This window comes from Novosphingopyxis iocasae (assembly GCF_014334095.1).
Taxonomy (GTDB): domain Bacteria; phylum Pseudomonadota; class Alphaproteobacteria; order Sphingomonadales; family Sphingomonadaceae; genus Novosphingopyxis; species Novosphingopyxis iocasae.
In genome coordinates, this window is sequence record NZ_CP060495.1 from 566,824 (window position 1) to 588,727 (window position 21,904).

Below are 21,904 nucleotides of genomic sequence, written 5' to 3' on the forward strand. Positions count from 1 at the left end.
GGCATCACGCACCGATTCCGTCTAGCGGCGGCCCTCTCGTCCACTGTGCAATCAGGGCAGCCAAGCTGAACGATTTAGACTGAGGACTTCTGCGCTTCGCCAAATTCGTTGGCCTCACCTGGGTGCGAAAGTCCAATGCCCGCTTTGGCCGCCGCGGCGCTCGTATCGCCCGGTCTGCAACAGGCCCGATCACCGACGCTCACCCCAGCTCCACGAAGGTATCCATCACACGCTTGCGGCCCGCTTGTTCGAATTCGATCTCCAGCTTGTTGCCTTCGATCTCTTCCACTTTGCCGTAGCCGAATTTCTGGTGGAAGACACGCATGCCCACGCTTACGTCGTCGCGCCCCTGGCCGCCCAGGCTGACCGCGCTGCGGTGATTTTCGGGGAGTTTGCCGTCGGCGCCTCCGCTGCCGCCTGCCGCCACCGCGCGCTTCCAGCCGGGGCCGCGACCGGTCCCGCGGGACATGTTCGCAAAAGGATCCGCCTCCGCGCTCCAATTGGCACGCCACAGGCTTTCGCCGCCGGCCATGGTTTTTTCTTCCTCTATATGCTCAGCTGGCAATTCGTCGATGAAGCGGGAGGGGATGGAGCTGGTCCACTGGCCATAGATGCGGCGGTTGGCGGCGTGCAGGATCGTGCAGGTCTCGCGCGCCCGCGTGATCGCGACATAGGCAAGGCGCCGCTCCTCCTCCAGGCTCGCAAGCCCACCTTCGTCCAGCGCCCGCTGGGATGGAAACACCCCGTCCTCCCATCCGGCGAGGAACAGGTGCGCGAACTCCAGACCCTTGGCGGCGTGGATCGTCATGATGGTGACCTTGGGCGAATCGGCCCCGGCGTCGCTGTCCATCACCAAGCTGACATGCTCCAGGAATTCTCCGAGGCTGCCATATTCCTCCATCGCGCGGGCGAGTTCGACCAGGTTTTCCTTGCGCCCCGCGGCCTCGGGCGTGCGATCGGCATCTAGCATGGCGTTGTAGCCGCTTTCGTCCATGATTTGCCGGACCAGCTCCGCCGGCGAAAGCTCGGTCGAAGCCTTGCGCCAGCGCGCGATATCACCCGTGAGCGCGGCGACGCTGTTGCGGGCCCGGCCCGTCAGTTCGTCGGTATCGGCAAGGCGCGCCGCGCCAATCGACAGCGGCACATTCTCGGCGCGGGCGGCGCGATGGATGGTCTCGACCGCCATCTGGCCGAGGCCGCGTTTGGGGGTGTTAACAATGCGCTCAAATGCCAGATCGTCCGCTTCCTGATTGACGATGCGCAAGTAGGCGATGGCATCGCGGATTTCGGCGCGCTCATAAAAGCGAAAGCCGCCGACGATGCGGTAATCGAGGCCAATCTGGATGAACCGATCCTCGAACTCGCGGGTCTGGAAACCGGCGCGCACCAGAATGGCAATTTCGTCCAGCGAAACGCCGTCGCGCATCCGGTCCTCGATCGCAGAGCCGATGTGGCGAGCCTCTTCCGGCCCGTCCCATACGCCGACGACCTTAACTTTCGGGCCCTCTTCGCCCTCCGTCCACAAGGTCTTGCCCAGGCGGCCGCTGTTCGCGCCGATCAGCCCGGACGCGGCGGCCAGAATCTGCGGGGTGGAGCGATAGTTCTGCTCCAACTTCACCACCTTGGCGCCGGGAAAATCCTTTTCGAACCGGAGGATATTGGCGACTTCTGCTCCGCGCCATGAATAGATCGACTGATCGTCATCACCGACCACGCAGATGTTCTTGCGCGCTTGGGCAAGCAGCCGCAGCCAGAGATATTGGACGGCGTTGGTGTCCTGATATTCGTCGACCAGGATATATTTGAAGCGGCGCTGATAGCCCTCCAGCACGTCGCGATGCGTCTTCAGGATGACGAGATTGTGGAGCAGCAGATCGCCGAAATCGCAGGCGTTCAATGCCTTTAGCCGGTCCTGATAGGTGCGGTACATCATCCGGCCCTTGCCGTTGGCAAAGGCCTCATTCTCTCCCTCATCCAGATCGGACGGGGAGAGGCCCTTATTTTTCCAGCGATCAAGCAGCGATGCGAGGCTACGCGCAGGCCAGCGCTTTTCATCAAGATTGGCTTCGCGGATCAGCGTTTTCAGAAGCCGCAGCTGATCGTCGGTATCGATGATCGTGAAATTGGATTTGAGGCCCACGAGCTCGGCATGGCGGCGCAGCATCTTGGCACCGATGGCATGAAAGGTGCCCAGCCAAGGCATGCCCTCCACCGTATCGCCCAGCATACGCCCGACACGCTCGCGCATCTCGCGCGCGGCCTTGTTGGTGAAGGTAACCGCCAGGATCTCGCCCGGCCAGGCTAGGCGGGAGTGGATAATATGCGCAAGCCGTGCGGTCAGTGCAGCGGTTTTGCCCGTGCCAGCGCCCGCCAGCATGAGAAGCGGTCCCTCGGTCGTCAGCACTGCCTCTCGCTGCGGAGCGTTCAGCTTGGCGACATAAGGGGGCAGGGGGGCGGTATCGATGGCGGGTGCTTCGGACATAAGCGAACAGGTAGGGAACGTGCGCGCATGCGGCAAGCGCGTCGTGCGCGTGAAAGGCGTTGGGGATGAGTTGTGCAGCGCTTGCGGCAAGGCGTTCGAGTCGAAGCTCTAATCAGGCCGGATCGGCAGACAGGCGGAGGAACTTCGTTTCGCATCCGTTGGTTGTTGCGGCGGAGTTGGAAGAAATCAGACGTCACAGACGGAGAGATATTATGAGAAAGATCCTACTGACGAGCGCCGCTATTCTGGCCTTCGGTTCGACGGCCGCTTATGCGCAGATGCAGAACGACGATATGTCCAGCGGGCAGATGGAAGCGCAGGGCAATATGTCCATGCAGCAGCAGTCGCCCACGATGAACCCACAGCAGCAGGCCATCTACAATGGCCTGACAGCGGAGCAGAAAGCCAGCTTCGATAGCTGGGATCTGCAGCAGAAGGGCCTGTATTTCGCGCTGAACGCAGAGCAGCGTTCGCAGCTTTGGGCTCTGCCGCGGGCGCAGCGCGATCAGGCGTGGATGCAGATTCGTAAGGCTGCCGGCCTGCCCGCGACGCCCCCGGCAAAGAGCACGACCGGTGCGACCGCGAGCACCCGCGGAACCACCGGCGCGATGGCCGGTCAGGGCAACAATATGAACAGTTCCATGCGCAAGCCGGCCGGAAGCATGGGCTCGGGCACCAATAGGGAAGCCATGAGCGGCGCCGCTGCGAAGCCGCCAGCGTCCGCCATGAACAAGGACTATCCCACCTGCAGCCGCACGGTGACCGACAATTGCGTCAATCCGGGCCGCAAGTAATCTTTACATCGATCCGGTAAACGGCCGGATCAACTGTCGGAGGGCGGCGGGCGCAGCAGCGTCAGCCGCCCTTTTCCTATTGTGCGTTCACTTTCGACTATGAAACCGGGCGCATTCGCGGCTTCCGTCTTCGCCGTTTCCAGAGCGATCCAGGCGGATGGGGCGATCCAGCCTTGCCGGTTTAACTTATCCAGCGCCACGCCCCCCGCGCCGCTGCCATAAGGCGGATCCAGCAGTACGATATCATAAGCGCGCCGGGCCTGCCCCAAGGCCAAGACGGATCCGGCGCGAACCTCCGCATTCCTTGCGCCCAATGCCGCGATGTTAGCCTTCAGCGCGTCGAGGGCGGCGCGGTCCTGCTCCACGAACAGGCAGGAGGCTGCGCCGCGCGAAAGCGCCTCCAACCCCAGCGCGCCCGATCCCGAAAACAGGTCTAGCACCGCCAAGTCATCGAAACTGCCGAGGCGGCTCGTGAGCATGGAAAACAGCGCCTCGCGCGTACGATCGGCGGTGGGGCGTGTGGCATCGCCCTTGGGGGCGGCGAGTTTGCGACCGCGATACTGTCCGGAAATGATCCTCATGGCTTTGCCGCTAATCTTCTGTGGATAGTCGCGCAAGTTTGGGCGGCTGTTAACCTTTGCGCTGCCATGCAGTTGCTCATGGGAGCGAGGCGATGAACGCGCACAGCAAGGACTTTCCGCACGGGGAAGCTGCGTCAGAGGCTGATGCCTTATTGCGCCGGATCGGTGAGGCGCTGCGCGAGGCCGTACCGGAACAGGAAGCTGAAATGCCCGAGCCGCTGGACGTGGACGTCGAAGCCGCCATGAAGGCGATCGCCAAGGCTATGCAGCGCGGACGCAGATAGGACCGGTCTCTTCCGTTCGCTCTCAGCCTAGCTCTTTTACGAACCGTTCCAGATCGCCGCGCTTGATCTCGCTGACGTCGCCGGGCTGCAGATCGCCGATCGTGAACGGGCCGTAGCGCGTGCGGATGAGGCGGGAGACCTGCAGGCCGAGATGTTCGAGCACTTTGCGAACTTCGCGGTTCTTGCCTTCGGTCAGCGTCATTTCGATCCACTGGTTGCGGCCGGTGCGCCGTTCCAGATTGGCGTCGATCTTGCCGTAGCGCATGCCGTCAACCTCGACCCCGTCGATCAGATCTTCGAGCTGTTCCTGGCTGATGTCGCCGAAGGCGCGCGCGCGGTAGGTACGCTCGATCCCGGTCTTGGGCAGCTCCATCAAGCGCTTCAACTCGCCGTCATTGGTGAGCAGTAGCAGCCCTTCGGTGTTGAGATCGAGGCGGCCGACCGGCATCACGCGCGGCAGATTGGGGGGCAAGCGATCGTAGATCGTCGGGCGCCCGCCCGGATCGCGCGCGGCGGTGAGCAGGCCGGAAGGTTTGTGATAGGCAAATAACCGCGCGACCTCCGGCTCACCCACCGGTTTGCCGTCGACCGTCACCCCGTCGAGATTTTTCAGGAGCGTAGCGGGCGTTTCCAGAATCTGGCCGTTCAGAGCGACGCGTCCGTCGGCGATCATACGCTCGACTTCACGGCGGGAGGCCACGCCGGCGCGGGCCATCAGCTTGGCGATACGCTGTTCGTCCTTGGTCTTGTCCAGCGGGCCGCCGGCTCCGCCAAGCGGAGACCATTCGGCCTTTTCGCGTGGCCCCAGCTGGACGGCAGCCTTCTGCGCCGCCTTACCGCTGGCCTTGGTTCCGCGCTTGGGCGATCGCCGGGGCGCGTCCTTGCCATCCCGCTTTGCTGGCCCGCGCGGCCCGTCGCCGCTATTTCGCTTGCGTCCATCGTTCATGCTCGCGCAATGGACGAGGGGAGACGAACGGACAAGAGGCGGTAGACCTCGCCAAGCCATCGAAGGGGACGCGTACATGACCGAAACGGTGGAATATACAGGCTGGCGGCGCAGTCTGCCGGAAGGCGTGCGGCCCTATACCGAAGCCGCGCCGCTGGCAGCTCTGTTCCTGGGCATCTCCTCCGGCTTCCCGTTCGCGATGATCGCGGCCACTTTGTCCACGCGCCTCGCGCAGTCAGGCATTGAAAAGAGCACGGTTACCGCCTTCGCACTGACCTTCCTGGCCTATAATTTCAAATGGCTCTGGGCCCCGCTGATCGATGCGATCAAGCTGCCAATTCTTGGCCGGGTGGGACAGCGCGTAAGCTGGCTGTGGCTGACCGCCGCCTTTGTGATGGCGGCGATCATTTATCTGGGTGTGCTGGATCCCAAGGCGGACATCGCGCAGGTGGCCGTCGCAGCAATTCTGGTGGGTGTTGCGGGCGCAACCTTCGATATCGTGATCGACGCCTATCGCATCGAGCTGCTGGAGCCGCGGCAGCTGGGCGTGGGTTCGGGCATGAGCCAATATGGCTGGCGCATCGGCGCGGCGGCGGCGGGCGGCCTCGCGCTAGTGGTGGCCGAGCGCGCAGGGTGGAGCACCGCCTATATTGCTTGCAGCTTCTTCGCCCTGTTCGCCTTCTTCACCGGCCTGATCATGGGGGAGCCAGCGCGGCGGCAGGCACCGAAACCGCTCAAGGGCCCGGTGGCCGCGGCGATCGCCTATGTCAGTCCGCTAGCGGAATTCTTCAAGCGATCCGGCGCGTTCCTGGTGCTGCTATTCGTGCTGGTTCACAAGATCGGCGACACGCTGGCGAACCTTACCTTCCGGCTGTTGTTCGAAGATCTCGGTTTTTCCAACGATGAGATCGCGCTGTACGATGTTGGCCTCGGTTTCTGGGCGCTGTTGATCGGCGTGTTCGTGGGCGGCGTGATGTATGCGCGCCTCGGCATGAAGAAATCCGTACTGATCAGCCTGATCCTGATGATGATTTCGAATTTCGGGTTCGCAGGGTTGGCCGCGGTCGGCCACAGCAATGCCGCGATGGCCGCAGCGATAGGGTTCGAAAACTTTGCCAGCGGTATCGGCGGCGTCGCCGTGGTCGCTTACCTCTCCGCGCTCTGCAATCTGCAGTTCACTGCGACGCAGTTCGCTCTGCTTTCGGCCGCGGCCAGCATCGTCGGACGTTTCCTGACCGGCACCACGGCGGGGGCGCTGATCGAGGGCATGGGCTTCGTCAATTTCTACCTGCTCACCACGGTGGCAGCGCTGCCGGGCGTCATCCTGTTCTGGTGGATGATCCGCACCGGCCTCGTCGATCGATCGATCGGTACGGCAGGGACCGAGACCGACGAGACCGTGCAGGAGCCCGAAGCGCAGAGCTAGGCGCGCGCTCCGGCGAGTTGGTGCGTCAGACATTCGGCGATCTGCCGGGCGTGCGCCGCATCCGCGCCGCCCAGCAGCGCCGTCAGCTGCGGCGCGGAGGTTTCCGGATCGTTCAGCACGGCCAGGATCGCCGCCTCGTCCGCCGTCATGCGCGGGGTGCAGCAATGCGCGATGGCAATGTTGCGCTCGCCTTTCTGCGCCAGCTCCAGCACGAAAGCGCGTAGGAGAATGAGCGGCGCGCGGAAATGCGCACCGAAGTGGCCCAGCATCCTCTCCGCCGCGACGGCATCGCGCAGGCCATGCTGCGCCATGCGCCGAAACGCGAACAGGAGCATGCGGGTGGTTTCGTGCTCCGGGGCAGGGTGCGGAAGCATGCGGCAGTGGCGCGGTGCGGGGTCGTTCGGGCCATCAGCATGGCTGCGATCCGCTTGATCGGATTTCGGGCGTGGGCGGTCGGTCATGAAGCCTCCTTGCTTGGAAGCTCCTTGAACCATCATACGCTATTGCAAGTCAATCGCAATTATTGGGAGTTCAGCTTGGCGCCTGCTCGTTTTGCCGCAGCACGTCGCCGGCAAGATATAGCGATCCCGCGATAAGCAGTTCTTCCGGAGGATCGGCTATGAAGAGCCGCAGCGCGGATTCGATGTCGGCCGCTTCGGTGACCGACGCCGGATATCCACCGAATGCGGTTGCCGGATGCGATTCGTGCCCCGGAACGGGCAGCGCAACGATCGCCGTCGGCTTGAGATGCGCGAGCAGCGCGTCCGGATTCTTGTTGGAGAGCATGCCGATCACGATGGGCATCGGCGCGCCGCGCGTCTTGAAAAAATCGCCCAACGCTTCGCCCGCATTGAGATTATGGCCGCCATCGAGCCAGATGCGCGTATCCGGCAGGAGATTGGCGAGCGGACCGGGCTGAAGGCGCTGCAGCCGCGCGGGCCAGTGCGCCGCCGTGATCCCACGCGCGATTGCGCTGTCCGCGATCGATATCGATCGCTGATGCCGCAGCATGGCGGCAGCGAGCGCGGCATTGTCTGCCTGATGGCCACCGGGCAGGCTGGGGAGGGGCAGGTCCAGCACGCCTGCCGCGTCACGATAGCGCAACCGGCCCTCCCGAACCTCTGCGGTCCAGTCAGCGCCGCGCCGGAAAAGTGGGGCGCCGGTGCTTTCTGCCACTGTACCGATGGCTTCCATCATATCCGGCGCGTAGAGCTGTGTGACCAGCGGTGTCCCTGTCTTTGCGATACCTGCTTTTTCCCAGGCGATGCGGGTCATCGGATCGGGCGGGCTGCCTGGTTCTTCGGACAGCAGGAACGCCTCGTGATCGATGCCTAGCGCGGCAATGCCGCAGACGGCGGGGACAGGGATGACGTTGGTGGCATCGAGCCGGCCGCCCAGACCGACTTCGATCACACAGGCCTCCGCGGGCGTTCGGGAGAATGCCAGGAAGGCAGCGGCAGTGGTAACTTCGAAGAAACTCGCACCGAGATCGCCCGCCTGATCGAGCACCTCCTCCAGCAATTCGGCAAGAAGCGCGTCCTCGATCAGCGAGCCACCCAGCCTTATGCGCTCGTTGAAGCGCACGAGATGCGGGCTGGTGTACACATGAACGCGCTTGCCGTCTGCCTCCAGCATGGCGCGCAGGAATGCAGCGGTGGAGCCTTTGCCGTTGGTGCCGGCGATATGCAGGACGGGAGGCAAGGTCTTCTCGGGATGGCCAAGCCGCTCCATCAGAACGCGCATTGCATCCAGTCCGATGCGACCCTGCGGCAGGGATAGCGCGTTCAGCCGGTCGAGCTGGCGCTGGACCGCAGCATCGGAGGAGATGGCACCGTCGAGATTAGCCAATCTTCCCAACCTCCGTTTGGGCTAAGCTTGTCGCAGCCCTGCTTTTTCACGCGACGAAGAAGTAAGGCCCTTCGACAAACTCAAGGGCGAACGGACTTGGTGAGGCTAAGCGAGCGGGTTACGCCGCCTTGTCCTGCCGGTTCGCCATCAGATAGCCGATCAGCGTGGACAGCCGTTCGCGCAGATCATGGCGGTCCACGATCATGTCGACCATGCCGTGATCGAGCAGATATTCGCTGGTCTGGAAATCGTCGGGCAGCTTTTCGCGGATCGTGTTTTCGATCACGCGGCGGCCCGTAAAGGCCAGGGTGGCGCCGGGTTCTGCCAGATGCAGATCGCCCAGCAGCGCATAGCTGGCCATCACGCCGCCCGATGTGGGATCGGTCAGCACGACGATATAGGGGAGGCCCGCTGCCTTCAGCCGCTCCACGCCCACCGTCATCTTGGGCATCTGCATCAGCGAAAGGATCCCCTCCTGCATGCGCGCACCGCCACTGGCGGTGAAGATGATGTAGGGGCAATCGTTCTCGATCGCCGCCTTGGTGCCCAGGATGAACGCTTCGCCAACGCCAAGACCCATGGACCCGCCCATGAAGGCGAAATCCTGCACCCCGATCACGGCCTTCTGCTTCTCGATCTCGCCGATCGCGTTGATCAGCGCATCGCTTTCACCGGTGGCCTGCCGCGCCTGCTTCAGGCGATCCACATAGCGTTTGGAATCGCGGAATTTCAGCGGGTCTTCGCGCACCATCGGGGTGGGCAGCATTTTCCAGCTTCCCTTGTCGAACAGCGCCTCGAACCTCGGTTCGGGACGAATGCGCCCATGATGCCCGCAATTGGGGCAGACATTCTGATTGTCCTCATATTCCTTGAGGAACACCATCTCGCCGCAGCCCTTGCACTTGTGCCAGAGATGTTCGGACGTCTCGCGCTTGGCGACGAAGGGAATGGCGTTGCGAACGCGGTTGAGCCAGCTCATGGGCGGATTCCTGCGGCTGAAAAATTAGGCTTGGGCGGAGCGTATAGCTTCGGAGAGGCTGCGGACATAGTCCCTAACCTTTGCCGGGGCGTGGTCGCCATGTTCGGCGATCAAATCGACGATGGCGGAACCGACGACAACGCCGTCCGCATGGCGCGCCACTTCGGCGGCCTGATCGGGCGTGCGGATGCCGAAGCCTACCGCGATCGGAAGATCCGTGGCCGCCTTCAGCTTTGCCACCGCTTCGCCGATGCTGCCGCCGGTCGCCTGCTGCTTGCCGGTGACGCCGGCGACGGAGACATAATAGAGGAAGCCGCTGGCGCCATCGAGCACGGTGGGCAGGCGATGTTCATCGGTGGTGGGCGTGGCAAGGCGGATCGGTGCAATGCCCTTTTCGCGCAGTGCGGGACCAAGTTCGGCGTCCTCTTCAGGCGCCAGATCGACGCATATCACGCCATCGACGCCCGCTTCGGACGCTGCCTCGGCAAACCATTCGGGTCCGCGCCGTGCCATCGGATTGGCGTAACCCATCAGGATCAGCGGCACCTCGGGATGACGCTGCCGGAAAGCGCGCGCGATGTTCAGGATATCCGCGGTGGTGGTGCCCTTGGCCAGGCTGCGCAGGTTTGCCGCCTGGATCGCCGGGCCATCGGCCATCGGATCGGTGAACGGCATGCCCAGTTCGATCACGTCCGCGCCGCCTTCGACGAGCGCATCGAGGTTCGCGGCGGTATCGCCATCGCCCGCCGTAACGAAGCAGACGAGCGCGGCGTGGGTCTTGGCGAAGGCGTCGGGGATGCGGGTCATATTGCCACACCCAGCGCGTCAGCCACGGTAAAGATGTCCTTGTCTCCGCGGCCGCAGAGATTGGCGAGGACGATCCGGTCCTCGTCCATGTCGCGCGCAGCTTCGATTACCTTGGCGATGGCATGAGCCGGCTCCAGCGCAGGAATGATGCCCTCGGTCTTGCAGAGCAGCTGGAACGCGCTGAGCGCTTCCTCGTCGGTGGCGGACACATAATCGACGCGGCCCGAATCTTTCAGCCAGCTATGTTCCGGGCCGATGCCGGGATAATCGAGGCCGGCGCTGATCGAATGTGCCTCGGCGATCTGGCCGTCTTCATCCTGCAAGAGATAGGTCTTGTTGCCGTGAAGGATGCCGGGCGCGCCGCCTGCGAGGCTGGCGGCGTGCTTTTTCTCCAGGCCTTCGCCCGCTGCTTCCACGCCGAGCATCTTCACGTCTGGGTCGTCGAGGAACGGGTGAAACAGGCCGATCGCATTGCTGCCCCCGCCGATCGCGGCGACCAGCAGATCGGGCAGGCGGCCGGTGCGCGTCTGCAGCTGCGCCTTGGCTTCGGTGCCGATCACGCTCTGAAAGTCGCGGACCAGCTCCGGATAGGGGTGCGGGCCAGCCGCGGTGCCGATGATGTAGAAGGTGTCGTGGACGTTCGCGACCCAATCGCGCAGCGCCTCATTCATCGCGTCCTTGAGCGTGCGCGCGCCGCTCTCGACGCCGATCACCTCGGCGCCGAGCAGCTTCATGCGGAAGACATTGGGCGCCTGCCGCTCCATGTCGCGCGCGCCCATGTAGATGACGCAGGGCAGGCCGAAGCGCGCGGCGACGGTGGCGGTGGCCACGCCGTGCTGGCCCGCGCCAGTTTCCGCGATGATCCGCGTCTTGCCCATGCGGCGCGCGAGCAGGATCTGGCCGACGCAATTGTTGATCTTGTGCGCGCCGGTATGGTTCAGCTCATCGCGCTTGAACCAGATTTGCGCGCCCTTGCCGGCAGGGGCGCTTTCGCGAACATGTTCCGTCAGCCGCTCGGCATAATAAAGCGGGGAGGGGCGGCCGACATAGTTTGCAAGAAGATCGTCGAACTCGGCCTTGAAAGCAGCATCCTCTTTGGCGGCGCGATATTCGCGCTCCAAATCCAAGATCAGTGGCATCAGCGTTTCGGCGACATAGCGGCCGCCATAGGCGCCGAAATGGCCGCGCTCGTCCGGGCCGGAGCGGAAGCCGTTGGGGAGAGGAGTCTCGGTCATATCACCATCTTGTTCGTTCGCTTTAATATTCGAACGATCCTAGTTTCGCGGGGCGTCGAACGCGCGGACCGCTTCGCAGAAGCGCCGGATCAAGTCCACATCCTTGACGCCGGGCGCACTTTCCACGCCGGAAGACACATCGACCAGCGGCGCGCCTGTGGTAGCCATCGCCTCGACGACGTTTTCGGGATCAAGACCGCCGGCAAGCCCCCAGGGCAGATGATGATCGTGCTCGGCAACGATCGACCAGTCGAACCCCTCGCCATTGCCACCCGGCAGCTTCTTGGCGGGCGCATCATACAGCATGCGGTCCGCAGCCTGATCGAACTGATAGGCATTGGCGATCTGCTGGGCATCGCGCACGCCGAACGCCTTCCAGATTTCCATCGGCAGCTTGCCGCGCAGTGCGGCGAGCCATTGCGGCGCCTCCCGCCCGTGAAACTGGATTACATCGGGCTGCACTTCCTGCACCGCCTTTGCAGTCGCCATCGGATCGGCGTTGACGAGCAGCAGCACCACCTTGACGTCGCCCGGTGCGCGGCGGCGGAGCTTTGCGGCGTCTTCCAGCGAGACGTGGCGTGGGCTGGGTTCGAAATGGACGAGCCCGACATGGGTCGCGCCTGCGTCGATTGCAGCGTCAAAGCTGTCTCGGGTGGATAGGCCGCAGATTTTAATGTCGGTCATGAACTTATCTCGCAAACTTGGTGGCCTCGACAGAAGCGGAGCCGGTCACGCGTTCCCATGTAGGGCCACGCGTAAGATTGCAAAGGTGGCGCGAATTACGCGCAGCGCCCAAACGGTGGTTACAGCGTGCCCGAGATGGCGCGCGCGGCGGCGGCGGGGTCATCGGCCTTGGTAATCGGCCTGCCGACGACTAATACGGAAGCGCCCGCATCGCGTGCAGCGCGCGGCGTGACGGTGCGCTTCTGATCGCCTTCTTCGCCATTGGCCGGACGCAGGCCTGGTACCACGAAAAAGCCGTCCTTCCACGCCTGATGCGCGGCCTTCACCTCATGGCCCGAACACACGATCCCGTCGAGCCCGGCCTCTGCCGCCAGATCGGCGAGGCGGCGGACCTGATCGTGAGGCGATCCGCTGATGCCGGTGGACGCCATGTCTTCTTCGTCGAGGCTGGTGAGCAGCGTCACCGCCACCACCTTCGTGGAAACGCCGGCCGCGGCCTTCGCATCCTCCATCATCGCGCGGCCGCCCGAGGCGTGAACGGTGACGATAGCCGGCTCCAGCACATGAATAGCCTGCATCGCCTTCGCGACGGTGTTGGGTATATCATGCAGCTTGAGGTCGAGAAAAATCGGCATCCCGAAATGGGCGATCTCATGCACGCCATGATGGCCGTTGGCGCAGAAGAACTCCAGGCCCAGCTTCAGGCCGCCGACCTGACCTTTCAGTTTTCTGGCCAGATCGCAGGCGTGATCCAGATAGGGGGTGTCGATCGCGGCGTAGAGCGGGTTGGTCATATTGCGGCAGGCCCGCGTTGGATATCCGTCTCCCGGTCAATGGTCGATGCGGGCCTTGCCGGTTCGCTGAGGGGAGCGGTCTCGCGGTCATAGCGCGTCGTGACAGGGCGGTTTGCGGCCTCAAGCGTCGCGATACGGCGGCGCATCCGCCAGAGCATGGTGCGATAGACAAGGTAGAGAGGCAGGAAACCGACCAGAAACGCGCCGATCACCAGCACGGGCAGCTTGGTATCCATGCGCAGGCCACCCCACAGCCCGATCGACACCGGCTCCCAATTATTGGCCGAGAACACCACCAGCGCCACTGCCAACGCCACCCAAAAAAGGGTCTTCAGAAACTGCATTCCATCTGCCTCCGCACATTCGACGCCGCGAGCATAGGAAAGCGCAGATCAAAGCGCCAGTGCTAGGTCGGGGCACTATTGAGAATGGCTCGCAAGTCGTTGCCGCGCCGGAACAAACGGCTCGCTCTCCCATTGACGGGACGACAGTTCAGTCTCGACACGAAAACGGAGAATCCCCCATGGCTTTCACGCTTCCCGATCTTCCCTATGCGAAGACCGCCTTCGGCGACACGATCAGCGAAGACACATTCGATTATCATCACGGCAAGCATCACAAGGCGTATGTCGACAAGACCAATGCCGCGATCGAGAAGACCGGCCTGTCCAGCCCGAAGCTGAGCGAAGTAATCCTTCACGCCAAGAGCCAGGGCGACAACGGCCTGTTCAACAACAGCGCGCAGGTTTGGAACCACAGCTTCTACTGGGAATGCCTGGCACCGGAAGGCGGCAAACCGTCTGGTGAGCTGAAGGACGCGCTGGAGCGCGATTTCGGTTCGGTCGAAGACTTCAAGAAGAAGTTCAAGGAAGAGGCGACCGGTCACTTCGCCAGCGGCTGGGCATGGCTCGTGCTGGATGGCGACAAGCTGGAAATCACCAGCTTCCATGACGCCGACACCCCCATCGCGCATCAGGGCAAAAAGCCTGTGTTCACGCTCGATGTGTGGGAGCATGCTTATTATCTCGACTATCAGAACGCGCGCCCCGACTATGTCGACGCACTGTTGGACGTCGTGAATTGGGATTTCGTCGGGAAGAATCTCGACGGCAAGGGCATCGAGCGGGCCGACCAGAGCGCCTGAGCCTTACCCTAGTAAAGCAGGAAGGGCCGTCCCGCGGGGCGGCCCTTTTTCTATCAACAGGCTCGGTCAGCTCCGTTCAGGTCGAACTTGTTGAAGCGTCGTCCTCTTCCTCCCCGCAGCGAGAAGGGAGAGCAAAGGCGGTCCTTCGCAATAAGCCGGGCAAACAGAATATCGTACCGAGGTCAGGTTCACCCCTGCGGCGGGACTTCGACCGCTTCCTCCTCGTCATCCACTTTCAGGCCGTGGCGCATCAGCATGGGCACGTTGGCAACCGCAAAGATCAGCGTAAGCGCCGTGACGCCCCACACCTTCAGAGTCAGCCAGGTATCGAAATCGAACAGCGCTATGATTGCCTCGTTTGCGATGGCGAGGAACAGGAAAAACAGCGCCCAGTTGCGCGACAGCTTCATCCAGCCTTCGTGCGACAGTCCTTCGAAGGCATATTCCAGCAAATAGCGGATTGCCGGTTTGCCCCGAAGCAGCCCGATGAAGATGGTGATAGCAAAGAGCGCGTAGATGCCGGTCGGCTTGTGCTGGATGAACGCAGGATCGCCGAAATAGATGGTCAAGCCGCCAAAGCCGATGACGAGGATCGCCGATAGCCAAAGCATCGGCGATATTTTGCCCAAGAGCACGCGCGACAAGATTAGCGCTACGACGATCGCGAGCATGAACACCCCGGTCGAATAGACCGCGGCGGACACCGGATTGTCGCCCGGATCGAACAGGCGATAGGACAGGAAGAACAAGAGCAACGGCCCGAAATCGAGCGCGAAGCTGAGAAGGCCATTCTTCTTCCTTGGCGGCGCGGCATCGGTTGCCGCGGCGGGGCCGTGCGCGTCGGTCACTGCGTGTCCCCGGCGATCGCAGCCGCCAGTTCGTCCGGATCGAAGGGTTTCAGGTCGTCCAGCGTCTCGCCGACGCCGATCGCGTGGATCGGCAGACCCTGCGTTTTGGCTGCCGCCACCAGCACGCCGCCGCGCGCGGTGCCGTCCAGCTTGGTCATGACAAGGCCGGTGACGTCCGCCACTTCCTTGAACGTCTCGATCTGATTGATCGCGTTCTGCCCGGTGGTGGCGTCCAACACGAGCACGACATCATGCGGTGCTTCCGGGTTAAGACGGCCCAGCACACGGCGGATCTTGGCCAGTTCGTCCATTAGCTCGCGCTTGTTCTGTAGGCGGCCCGCCGTGTCGACGATCAGCACGTCGATGCCCGTCGCGGTTGCTTCTTTTACAGCGTCGTAGACGATGCCAGCCGCGTCGCCGCCTTCCTTGCCGCTGATGATCGGGATACCGATCCGGTCCGCCCAGATCTTCAGCTGGCCGATCGCGGCTGCACGGAACGTGTCGCCCGCCGCCAGCATGACGCCATAATCCTGCTCCACAAAATTATGCGCGAGCTTGGCGATGGTGGTGGTTTTGCCTGATCCATTGACGCCGATGACCAGGATCACCTGCGGGCGCGGGAAGGCGTCGATCTCCAGCGGCTCGGCCACGGGGCGCAGAATGGCGGCGATCTCTCGCTCTACCACCTGCATGACGGCATATTCGGTCACGCCGCCCTCGAAGCGTTCGGCGGCCAATTTGTCGCGGATTTGCGCGGCGGTTTCGGGGCCAAGATCGGACATGATCAGCGCGTCCTCGATCTGGTCGAGGTCCTGTGCTTCCAGCCGCCCAGCACCGACAATGCCGGCTAGGTTGCCGCTAAGGCGCTGGCTGGTGCCCTTCAGGCCACCGAACAGCCGGTCGCGCCAGCTCGGCTTGCTGCTCATGCTGCTTCTCCGATGAGGGTTTCGTTATCGATGTCGGTGACGCGCAGCGGCACGATGCTGCCGATCCGCGATTGCTGATCCTTGGGGACGCGCAGCCGGGCGAAATTTGGTGCGTGCCCGTGTCCGTCCTTCTCCACCACCACGGGCTGAACGCTGCCGATCAACGAGCCAAGCCATGTCGCGCGGCGGCGCTCCACCGCCTGGCGCAGCTGCGCGGCGCGCTGTTTGATTGCGGTTCCGTTCACCTGTGGCATTCGCGCGGCAGGGGTGCCGGTGCGCGCCGAATAAGGAAAGATATGGCCGTGGACGATCTCGCACTCTTCCACGATCCGCAGGCTGTTTTGGAACATCGCCTCGGTTTCCGTGGGGAAGCCTGCGATGATGTCCGCGCCGACCGCGATGTCGGGCCGCGCTGCTTTTAGACGCTGGACAAGGTCGATTGCCTGCGCGCGGCTGTGGCGGCGCTTCATGCGCTTCAGGATCATGTCGTCGCCCGCCTGCAGCGAGAGATGGATATGCGGCATCACGCGCGGTTCCTGGGTCAGCAGCGCAAACAGCCGGTCGTCGACCTCGATCCCGTCGAGCGACGACAGGCGCAGGCGGGGCAGGGACGGCACGGCGGTAAGAATGCGCTCGACAAGCTGGCCGAGATTTTGCGTGCCGGGCAAATCGGCACCGAAGCTGGTAACATCCACGCCGGTCAGCACGATCTCGGCAAAGCCGTCGTCCACCAGCGCTTTGACGCGGTCTACGACCGCTCCCGCGGGCACCGATCGGCTGTTTCCGCGACCATAGGGGATGATGCAGAAGGTGCAGCGATGATCGCATCCATTCTGCACTTCGACGAAGGCGCGGGCGCGGTCCGAGAAGCTGGCGGCCAGATGCGGCGCGGTCTCGCGTACAGCCATGATATCGCTCACGCGGATCTTGGCTTCCGTCTCCAAACTCAGAGCCGTAAGCCCTGAGCTTGTTGAAGGGCGGTTCTCGGCGGCTGAAAAGTCCCCGCCCGATGCACGTCCTTCGACAAGCTCGGGACTAAAGGATGCTGGGCGAGGGTAAAGGCTGGCATCTGCCTTCCGCGCATTGCCGATCACGCGGGTGACTTCCGGCATTTCCGCAAAATCCTGCGCCGCAATCTGTGCGGCGCAGCCGGTCACGACAATCCGCGCATCCGGGCGGCGCTTATGGGCGCGCCGGATGGCTTGCCGGGTGCGGCGCACGGCTTCGTTCGTGACCGCGCAGCTGTTCACCACGATCAGATCGTCACGCGTGCCGAGCGATGCGGCAATCGCGTCGCTTTCGGCAATGTTGAGCCGGCAGCCGAGCGAGATCGTCTCGGTCATGCGAAGCGGCTCCAGTCAGTGCGTCCGTCATAGACGTAGGTGGCCGGGCCGCTCATCCGCACCGCTTCGCCCTCGGCCCAGGAAATGGTAAGGATGCCGCCGGGCAGATGCACCGCGACCGGACTTTGTGCCTTTCTCTGCCGGATGGCCGCAACGCCCGTTGCGCAGGCACCCGAGCCGCAGGCGAGCGTCAGCCCCGCACCCCGCTCCCACACCCGCAGGTCGATGCCCCCGTCGGCGCGGATAGCGGCGACATTCACATTAACGCGCGCCGGAAACAGCGGATCATGCTCGATCTCCGGCCCGAGGGTGGCGAGATCGACCGCGTTCACATCATCGACGAAGAATATGGCGTGGGGGTTGCCGATATTCACCGCCATCGGATGCTCCAGCGGGCCGTAGCCGACGGGCATCGCGGCGGTATCGACGGCATAAGCCAGCGGAATGTCTTCCCAGCCGAAACGCGGAACGCCCATCGACACGTCCGGCAGATCACCGGTTATTCCTTGAAGCGTTCCGGCACTGGTTTCGATTTCGATGTCGCGCCCGATCAGCGCCACCACGCAGCGCGTGGCGTTACCGCAAGCCGCCGCCTCGCTGCCGTCCGCATTGTAGATCCGCATGCGCAGGTCTGCCTGCTCGCTCTGTTCCAGCACGATAAGCTGGTCGCAGCCGATGCCCTGATGCCGATCGGCGATGGCGGCGGCCATGGCCGGGGAGGGTGCGAAATCCTCTTCGCGCGCATCGACGATGACAAAGTCGTTGCCGAGCCCGTGCATCTTGTGAAAGCGGCCATTGTGCATGGCCCGCGCTTTAGGTTCGCGGGGCTCTCAAGTCCAGCGGTGCCGGGGCATCAGGTCAACCGGCGGCGCGGCGCTCGTCATCTTCCCTGAGAGCCGCGGTCTCGCGCTGCGCATCGGTGATGATGGGCATGCCGTAATCGCCCAGCAGGCGGCGTGCGCCCTCGATGCCGACGGGGCGGCTGTAATGATAGCCCTGGCCGATCTCCGCCCCCATCTCGCGCATTCGGTGCGCTGTGTCAGCATCTTCGATGCCCTCCGCCGTGACGGGTAGACCCAGACTATCGCCAAGCCCCACCACCGCCTTCACGATCGCGCGGCTGTCGGCGCTTTCGGCCATCGAAAGTACGAAGCTCTTGTCGATCTTGATCCGGTCGAACGGCAAAGCGCGAAGATGGGACAGCGAGCTGTAGCCCGTTCCGAAATCGTCCAGCGCCACGCGGATGCCCTGATTTTTCAGGCTTGTGACGATCGTCTGCGCCAGCTCCAGATTCTGAAATAGTGAGCTTTCGGTGATTTCCACCACCAGCCTCCGCGCGGGAAAGCCGGTTTCGGTCAGCAACTTCACGATCTTCTGCGCCATCCATGGATCGCGCAGCTGGACGGGCGAAATATTCACCGACAGCGAGATATGGTCTGGCCACCCGCGCGCCTCGATCATGGCCTGTTCCATAATCGCGAGGGAGAGGCTTTCGATCAACGAGGTATCTTCGGCGATGGCGATGAAGGTGTCCGGCTCCACCAGCATGCCGTCATGCATCCATCGCGCCAGCATCTCGAACCCGATCAGCTGCCCGCTGGCAAGATCGATCTGCGGTTCGAAATAGGGCATGAATTCGCCGAGCGGGATGCCGCGGCGCATGGCCAGCTCGACATCATTGCGAGCATGGAGCTCGTCCTCCATGCCCGGCTCGAACCAGGCGAAGCGATCTTTGCCCAGCCGCTTTGCGGCATACATCGCGATATCGGCGCGCCGCATCAGGATCTCGACGCTTTCCGCGCCGCTCTTGCTGCTGCTGATGCCGATCGAGGTGGTGATATCGAAGGCGTTCTTCTCATGGACGACAGGGCGCGCGATGCTTTCAACCAGACTAGACGCCATCGTCTCAACCGTTTCGGGGACATCCGCATCATAGAGGATGACGCAGCCGAATTCATCGCCGCCAAGCCTTGCCAGCAGCGCTTCAGGCGGTGTCACCTCACGCATGCGCGCAGAAATCGCGCTGAGAACGGCATCGCCCGCTTCGTGTCCATACAGATCATTAATCCGCTTGAAATCATCGAGATCGAGCATGAGGAAAGCAAGCTGGCGTTGGGACTTGCGGGCTTGCATGAACAGTTCCGCGGCATCTTCTGCGACCCCGCGGCGATTGGCGAGGCCGGTCAGCGGATCAGTAACAGCAAGCTTGTTCGCCCGGTCTTCCGCCGCGATCCGCTCGCCCATTTCACTCATCAGCTCACGGTAGCGGCGCCAGCCAAATATGATGAGCGCAATATTCAGCAATAACGCGGTGACCATCAGGTTGTCGGTTTCGCCCACACCCTGCAGCTGACGCACCACGGCGGAGACGACCGACCCGCCGGTTCCCACGAACAGGATGATGGCGGCAAACAGGATTCCACCGGCGATGACGTCGCGCTGAGCGCCTCGCGTGGCGCGAATTCCGCTGTTGCTGTTACTCTGATTCATGGGCGTCCCCCGACGGTGAGAGCCCTCCTTGCCGGAAACGTCCGAAGATAAGGTTAATAGAACTTTACGTCAGACTGCGTTGACAGCTTACAGACGCGTCGCTCGCGTATCGGCGTTGCAATTGCCCGCGCACCACGCTAAACGCGCATCGCTAGGCAGCCTTTTGGGGCAGCCATCAAGCTATCCGGTTGTCTTAAGCAATCGCGCTGGTCGGCGAGTTTTCGCCCACCGGCGATTTTTGCGTTTGGCGCTGGGCTGAAAGGTTTTTGGGTTATGTTCGAGAAGCTGAGCGACAGGCTTTCCGGCACGTTCGATCGGTTGAAGGGCCGGGGCGCGCTGTCCGAAGCGGACGTGCGCGCGGCGCTGCGCGAGGTGCGTATCGCGCTGCTCGAAGCGGACGTGGCGTTGCCGGTGGTGCGCGAGTTCGTCGAGTCGATTACGGACGAGGCGATCGGCCAGTCGGTCCTGAAATCGGTAACGCCGGGTCAGATGGTCGTGAAGATCGTCAATGACGGCCTCGTCCGCATGCTCGGGTCCGAAGCGTCTGATCTCGAAATCGCGGTCACGCCGCCAGCCGTCATCATGATGGTCGGCTTGCAAGGCTCGGGCAAGACGACGACGACCGCCAAGATCGCAAAGCGACTGAAGGACAAGGACCGCAAGAAGGTCCTGATGGCCTCGCTCGACGTCAACCGTCCGGCGGCGCAGGAACAGCTGGCGACGCTCGGCACGCAGGTTGACGTCGCGACGTTGCCCATCGTGGCCGGGCAGCAGCCGGTCGATATCGCTAAGCGCGCAATGCAGGCGGCCAAGCTGCAGGGTTTCGACGTCCTGATGCTCGACACCGCGGGCCGTCTGCACGTCGATCAGCAGTTGATGGACGAGATGCGCGCGGTGTCCGATACCGCGCAGCCCGCCGAAACGCTGCTCGTGGTCGACGCGCTGACCGGCCAGGATGCGGTCAACGTCGCGCAGAGCTTTACGAATCAGGTGCCGCTGACGGGCGTGGTGCTGACCCGTATGGACGGCGATGCGCGCGGCGGCGCGGCGCTTTCGATGCGCGCCGTCACCGGCCGCCCGATCAAGTTCGTCGGTACGGGCGAGAAGCCCGAAGCGCTGGAGCAGTTCCACCCTGAACGCGTGGCCGGTCGCATCCTCGGCATGGGCGATGTCGTGGGACTGGTGGAGCGGGCCGCCGCCTCTGTCGAGGCGGATGAGGCCGAAGCGCTCGCCAAGAAAATGGCCAAGGGCGAGTTTGATCTGGACGATCTGCGCTCCCAATTACGGCAGATGACCAAGATGGGCGGCCTCGGCGCGCTCGCGGGCATGATGCCGGGCATGAAAAAGGCCAAAGCGGCGATGGCCGCCAGCGGCGCGGACGACAAGATGCTGGTGCATATGGACGCGATCATCGGTTCGATGACGCGCGAGGAGCGCAAGAAGCCCGGCCTGATGAACGCCAAGCGCAAGCGCCGCGTGGCGATCGGTTCGGGCACCACGGTGCAAGACGTCAACAAGCTCCTGAAGATGCATCAGGAAATGGCGCGCGCGATGAAGCGCATCCGCAAGATGGGCGGATTGAAGGGGCTGGCCGCGATGTTCGGCAAGTCCGGCAATCTGGAAGAGGCGATGGGCGCCATCGGCGGTCCCGGCGCGGGCGGCATGCCCGGAGTGGGCGGGGGCGGTTTGCCGCCGGAGCTCGCCAATCTCATGAACAAGAAACGCAAGTAACTCAAACAAACGACTGACGAAGAAGGAATATATCAATGGCAGTAGCAATGCGTCTTTCGCGCGGTGGCTCCAAGAAGCGCCCTTATTACAAGATCGTGGTGGCGGATTCGCGCGCTGCGCGTGACGGCAAGTTCATCGAGCGGATCGGCAGCTACAACCCGCTGCTCCCCAAGGACAGCGAAGATCGCGTGAAGCTCGACGTCGAGCGCGCGAAGCACTGGATCGCAGCAGGCGCGCAGCCTTCCGATCGCGTCGCCCGCTTCCTCGACGCCGCGGGCGTTGTCGAGCGCAAGGCCCGCAACAACCCGAAGAAGGCCGAGCCGGGCGAAAAGGCCAAGGAACGCGCCGAGGAGCGCGAGGAAAAGGCTGCCGCCGCCAAGGCCGCCGAGGAAGAAGCGAAGAACGCGCCTGCTTCCGACGAAGCCAAGGAAGAGACCACCGAAGAGGTGGTTGCCGAGGCTATCGAAGGCGAAGAGAAGGCTGAGGGCTGATCGCCGTCTCCCCTCCTGCTTGCGGGAGGGGCAGATGTCCGGGTTTCGGATGGCCATCAACGGGGAGGGGA

The 21,904-nt window shown here is 63.3% G+C and carries 22 protein-coding genes; 6 read left to right on the forward strand and 16 right to left on the reverse strand.

Going from position 1 to position 21,904, the window contains the following annotated elements:
* Positions 1–199: 199 nt before the first annotated feature.
* Complete coding sequence (locus tag H7X45_RS02710; RefSeq protein ID WP_187336027.1) at positions 200–2,482, reverse strand: ATP-dependent helicase; 2,283 nt, start codon at positions 2,480–2,482, stop codon at positions 200–202.
* A 212-nt stretch (positions 2,483–2,694) separates the two neighbouring features.
* Here H7X45_RS02710 and H7X45_RS02715 point away from each other — a divergent pair, with 212 nt between their 5' ends.
* Entirely contained in the window at positions 2,695–3,276 is a 582-nt protein-coding gene (locus H7X45_RS02715; RefSeq protein WP_187336028.1) for a hypothetical protein, read from the forward strand.
* A gap of 29 nt (positions 3,277–3,305) precedes the next feature.
* Here the strand turns inward: H7X45_RS02715 and rsmD are convergent, their stop codons facing one another.
* Complete coding sequence (rsmD, locus tag H7X45_RS02720) at positions 3,306–3,857, reverse strand: 16S rRNA (guanine(966)-N(2))-methyltransferase RsmD (RefSeq protein ID WP_187336029.1); 552 nt, start codon at positions 3,855–3,857, stop codon at positions 3,306–3,308.
* Between the two features lie 92 nt (positions 3,858–3,949).
* On the opposite strand from rsmD, the gene H7X45_RS02725 reads away from it, so the two are divergent.
* Positions 3,950–4,141, forward strand: coding sequence for a hypothetical protein (locus H7X45_RS02725; RefSeq protein ID WP_187336030.1), 192 nt, complete (start codon positions 3,950–3,952; stop codon positions 4,139–4,141).
* A gap of 22 nt (positions 4,142–4,163) precedes the next feature.
* Here H7X45_RS02725 and H7X45_RS02730 read toward each other — a convergent pair whose 3' ends face one another.
* On the reverse strand, positions 4,164–5,087 hold the full coding sequence (locus H7X45_RS02730; RefSeq protein WP_187336031.1) for a pseudouridine synthase: 924 nt from the start codon (positions 5,085–5,087) through the stop codon (positions 4,164–4,166).
* 76 nt (positions 5,088–5,163) lie between these two features.
* Between H7X45_RS02730 and H7X45_RS02735 the strand changes: the two genes are divergently transcribed.
* The gene (locus H7X45_RS02735) at positions 5,164–6,513 is read left to right on the forward strand and encodes an AmpG family muropeptide MFS transporter (protein WP_187336032.1); all 1,350 of its coding nucleotides are present in this window, start codon (positions 5,164–5,166) and stop codon (positions 6,511–6,513) included.
* Here the strand turns inward: H7X45_RS02735 and H7X45_RS02740 are convergent.
* The 8 genes from H7X45_RS02740 to H7X45_RS02775 form a co-directional block, all read right to left on the reverse strand.
* Positions 6,510–6,974, reverse strand: a complete 465-nt coding sequence (locus H7X45_RS02740) for a DUF6628 family protein (protein ID WP_187336033.1) — start codon at positions 6,972–6,974, stop codon at positions 6,510–6,512. The two genes, H7X45_RS02735 and H7X45_RS02740, sit on opposite strands and share 4 nt — an antisense overlap.
* Positions 6,975–7,044: 70 nt before the next feature.
* Positions 7,045–8,361 (reverse strand): bifunctional folylpolyglutamate synthase/dihydrofolate synthase, encoded by a 1,317-nt coding sequence (locus H7X45_RS02745; protein ID WP_187336034.1) that lies wholly within the window; start codon positions 8,359–8,361, stop codon positions 7,045–7,047.
* Positions 8,362–8,479: 118 nt separating this feature from the next.
* Positions 8,480–9,340: an acetyl-CoA carboxylase, carboxyltransferase subunit beta gene (accD, locus tag H7X45_RS02750; protein ID WP_187336035.1), complete on the reverse strand. Its 861-nt coding sequence runs from the start codon at positions 9,338–9,340 to the stop codon at positions 8,480–8,482.
* Positions 9,341–9,364: 24 nt separating this feature from the next.
* Complete coding sequence (trpA, locus tag H7X45_RS02755) at positions 9,365–10,147, reverse strand: tryptophan synthase subunit alpha (protein WP_187336036.1); 783 nt, start codon at positions 10,145–10,147, stop codon at positions 9,365–9,367.
* Positions 10,144–11,382 (reverse strand): tryptophan synthase subunit beta, encoded by a 1,239-nt coding sequence (gene trpB, locus H7X45_RS02760; RefSeq protein WP_187336037.1) that lies wholly within the window; start codon positions 11,380–11,382, stop codon positions 10,144–10,146. The genes trpA and trpB overlap by 4 nt, the downstream gene beginning before the upstream one ends.
* A 39-nt stretch (positions 11,383–11,421) precedes the next feature.
* Positions 11,422–12,066, reverse strand: a complete 645-nt coding sequence (locus H7X45_RS02765) for a phosphoribosylanthranilate isomerase (RefSeq protein ID WP_187336038.1) — start codon at positions 12,064–12,066, stop codon at positions 11,422–11,424.
* Between the two features lie 119 nt (positions 12,067–12,185).
* The gene (gene pyrF / locus H7X45_RS02770; RefSeq protein WP_187336039.1) at positions 12,186–12,860 is read right to left on the reverse strand and encodes an orotidine-5'-phosphate decarboxylase; all 675 of its coding nucleotides are present in this window, start codon (positions 12,858–12,860) and stop codon (positions 12,186–12,188) included.
* Positions 12,857–13,204 (reverse strand): LapA family protein, encoded by a 348-nt coding sequence (locus H7X45_RS02775; RefSeq protein WP_187336040.1) that lies wholly within the window; start codon positions 13,202–13,204, stop codon positions 12,857–12,859. The genes pyrF and H7X45_RS02775 overlap by 4 nt, the downstream gene beginning before the upstream one ends.
* 179 nt (positions 13,205–13,383) lie before the next feature.
* Between H7X45_RS02775 and H7X45_RS02780 the strand changes: the two genes are divergently transcribed.
* A complete protein-coding gene (locus H7X45_RS02780) occupies positions 13,384–14,004 on the forward strand; it encodes a superoxide dismutase (protein WP_187336041.1) in 621 nt (206 codons plus the stop codon).
* A 188-nt stretch (positions 14,005–14,192) separates the two neighbouring features.
* Here the strand turns inward: H7X45_RS02780 and ispZ are convergent, their stop codons facing one another.
* The 5 genes from ispZ to H7X45_RS02805 are packed head-to-tail and all read right to left on the reverse strand — an operon-like array spanning position 14,193 to position 19,611.
* On the reverse strand, positions 14,193–14,852 hold the full coding sequence (ispZ, locus tag H7X45_RS02785; RefSeq protein ID WP_187336042.1) for a septation protein IspZ: 660 nt from the start codon (positions 14,850–14,852) through the stop codon (positions 14,193–14,195).
* Positions 14,849–15,778, reverse strand: a complete 930-nt coding sequence (gene ftsY, locus H7X45_RS02790; protein WP_187336043.1) for a signal recognition particle-docking protein FtsY — start codon at positions 15,776–15,778, stop codon at positions 14,849–14,851. Before ftsY ends, ispZ begins: the two co-directional genes overlap by 4 nt.
* On the reverse strand, positions 15,775–17,121 hold the full coding sequence (mtaB, locus tag H7X45_RS02795; RefSeq protein WP_187336044.1) for a tRNA (N(6)-L-threonylcarbamoyladenosine(37)-C(2))-methylthiotransferase MtaB: 1,347 nt from the start codon (positions 17,119–17,121) through the stop codon (positions 15,775–15,777). The genes ftsY and mtaB overlap by 4 nt, the downstream gene beginning before the upstream one ends.
* Positions 17,118–17,924, reverse strand: a complete 807-nt coding sequence (dapF, locus tag H7X45_RS02800; protein ID WP_187336045.1) for a diaminopimelate epimerase — start codon at positions 17,922–17,924, stop codon at positions 17,118–17,120. The genes mtaB and dapF overlap by 4 nt, the downstream gene beginning before the upstream one ends.
* 55 nt (positions 17,925–17,979) lie before the next feature.
* Entirely contained in the window at positions 17,980–19,611 is a 1,632-nt protein-coding gene (locus tag H7X45_RS02805) for a putative bifunctional diguanylate cyclase/phosphodiesterase (RefSeq protein WP_187336046.1), read from the reverse strand.
* Positions 19,612–19,884: 273 nt separating this feature from the next.
* Between H7X45_RS02805 and ffh the strand changes: the two genes are divergently transcribed.
* A complete protein-coding gene (gene ffh / locus H7X45_RS02810) occupies positions 19,885–21,342 on the forward strand; it encodes a signal recognition particle protein (RefSeq protein WP_187336047.1) in 1,458 nt (485 codons plus the stop codon).
* Between the two features lie 35 nt (positions 21,343–21,377).
* The gene (gene rpsP / locus H7X45_RS02815) at positions 21,378–21,833 is read left to right on the forward strand and encodes a 30S ribosomal protein S16 (protein ID WP_187336048.1); all 456 of its coding nucleotides are present in this window, start codon (positions 21,378–21,380) and stop codon (positions 21,831–21,833) included.
* The last annotated feature ends 71 nt before the right edge of the window (positions 21,834–21,904 follow it).

Bases quoted from the DNA above. Each gene is read 5' to 3' on its own strand.
- H7X45_RS02725 (WP_187336030.1), top strand. From the start codon at position 3,950: ATGAACGCGCACAGCAAGGACTTTCCGCACGGGGAAGCTGCGTCAGAG.
- H7X45_RS02805 (WP_187336046.1), bottom strand. From the start codon at position 19,611: ATGAATCAGAGTAACAGCAACAGCGGAATTCGCGCCACGCGAGGCGCT.
- dapF (WP_187336045.1), bottom strand. From the start codon at position 17,924: ATGCACAATGGCCGCTTTCACAAGATGCACGGGCTCGGCAACGACTTT.
- H7X45_RS02715 (WP_187336028.1), top strand. From the start codon at position 2,695: ATGAGAAAGATCCTACTGACGAGCGCCGCTATTCTGGCCTTCGGTTCG.
- trpB (WP_187336037.1), bottom strand. From the start codon at position 11,382: ATGACCGAGACTCCTCTCCCCAACGGCTTCCGCTCCGGCCCGGACGAG.
- H7X45_RS02735 (WP_187336032.1), top strand. From the start codon at position 5,164: ATGACCGAAACGGTGGAATATACAGGCTGGCGGCGCAGTCTGCCGGAA.
- H7X45_RS02765 (WP_187336038.1), bottom strand. From the start codon at position 12,066: ATGACCGACATTAAAATCTGCGGCCTATCCACCCGAGACAGCTTTGAC.
- trpA (WP_187336036.1), bottom strand. From the start codon at position 10,147: ATGACCCGCATCCCCGACGCCTTCGCCAAGACCCACGCCGCGCTCGTC.
- rpsP (WP_187336048.1), top strand. From the start codon at position 21,378: ATGGCAGTAGCAATGCGTCTTTCGCGCGGTGGCTCCAAGAAGCGCCCT.
- H7X45_RS02730 (WP_187336031.1), bottom strand. From the start codon at position 5,087: ATGAACGATGGACGCAAGCGAAATAGCGGCGACGGGCCGCGCGGGCCA.
- mtaB (WP_187336044.1), bottom strand. From the start codon at position 17,121: ATGACCGAGACGATCTCGCTCGGCTGCCGGCTCAACATTGCCGAAAGC.
- H7X45_RS02710 (WP_187336027.1), bottom strand. From the start codon at position 2,482: ATGTCCGAAGCACCCGCCATCGATACCGCCCCCCTGCCCCCTTATGTC.
- H7X45_RS02740 (WP_187336033.1), bottom strand. From the start codon at position 6,974: ATGACCGACCGCCCACGCCCGAAATCCGATCAAGCGGATCGCAGCCAT.
- ftsY (WP_187336043.1), bottom strand. From the start codon at position 15,778: ATGAGCAGCAAGCCGAGCTGGCGCGACCGGCTGTTCGGTGGCCTGAAG.
- H7X45_RS02780 (WP_187336041.1), top strand. From the start codon at position 13,384: ATGGCTTTCACGCTTCCCGATCTTCCCTATGCGAAGACCGCCTTCGGC.
- H7X45_RS02775 (WP_187336040.1), bottom strand. From the start codon at position 13,204: ATGCAGTTTCTGAAGACCCTTTTTTGGGTGGCGTTGGCAGTGGCGCTG.
- pyrF (WP_187336039.1), bottom strand. From the start codon at position 12,860: ATGACCAACCCGCTCTACGCCGCGATCGACACCCCCTATCTGGATCAC.
- accD (WP_187336035.1), bottom strand. From the start codon at position 9,340: ATGAGCTGGCTCAACCGCGTTCGCAACGCCATTCCCTTCGTCGCCAAG.
- ffh (WP_187336047.1), top strand. From the start codon at position 19,885: ATGTTCGAGAAGCTGAGCGACAGGCTTTCCGGCACGTTCGATCGGTTG.
- rsmD (WP_187336029.1), bottom strand. From the start codon at position 3,857: ATGAGGATCATTTCCGGACAGTATCGCGGTCGCAAACTCGCCGCCCCC.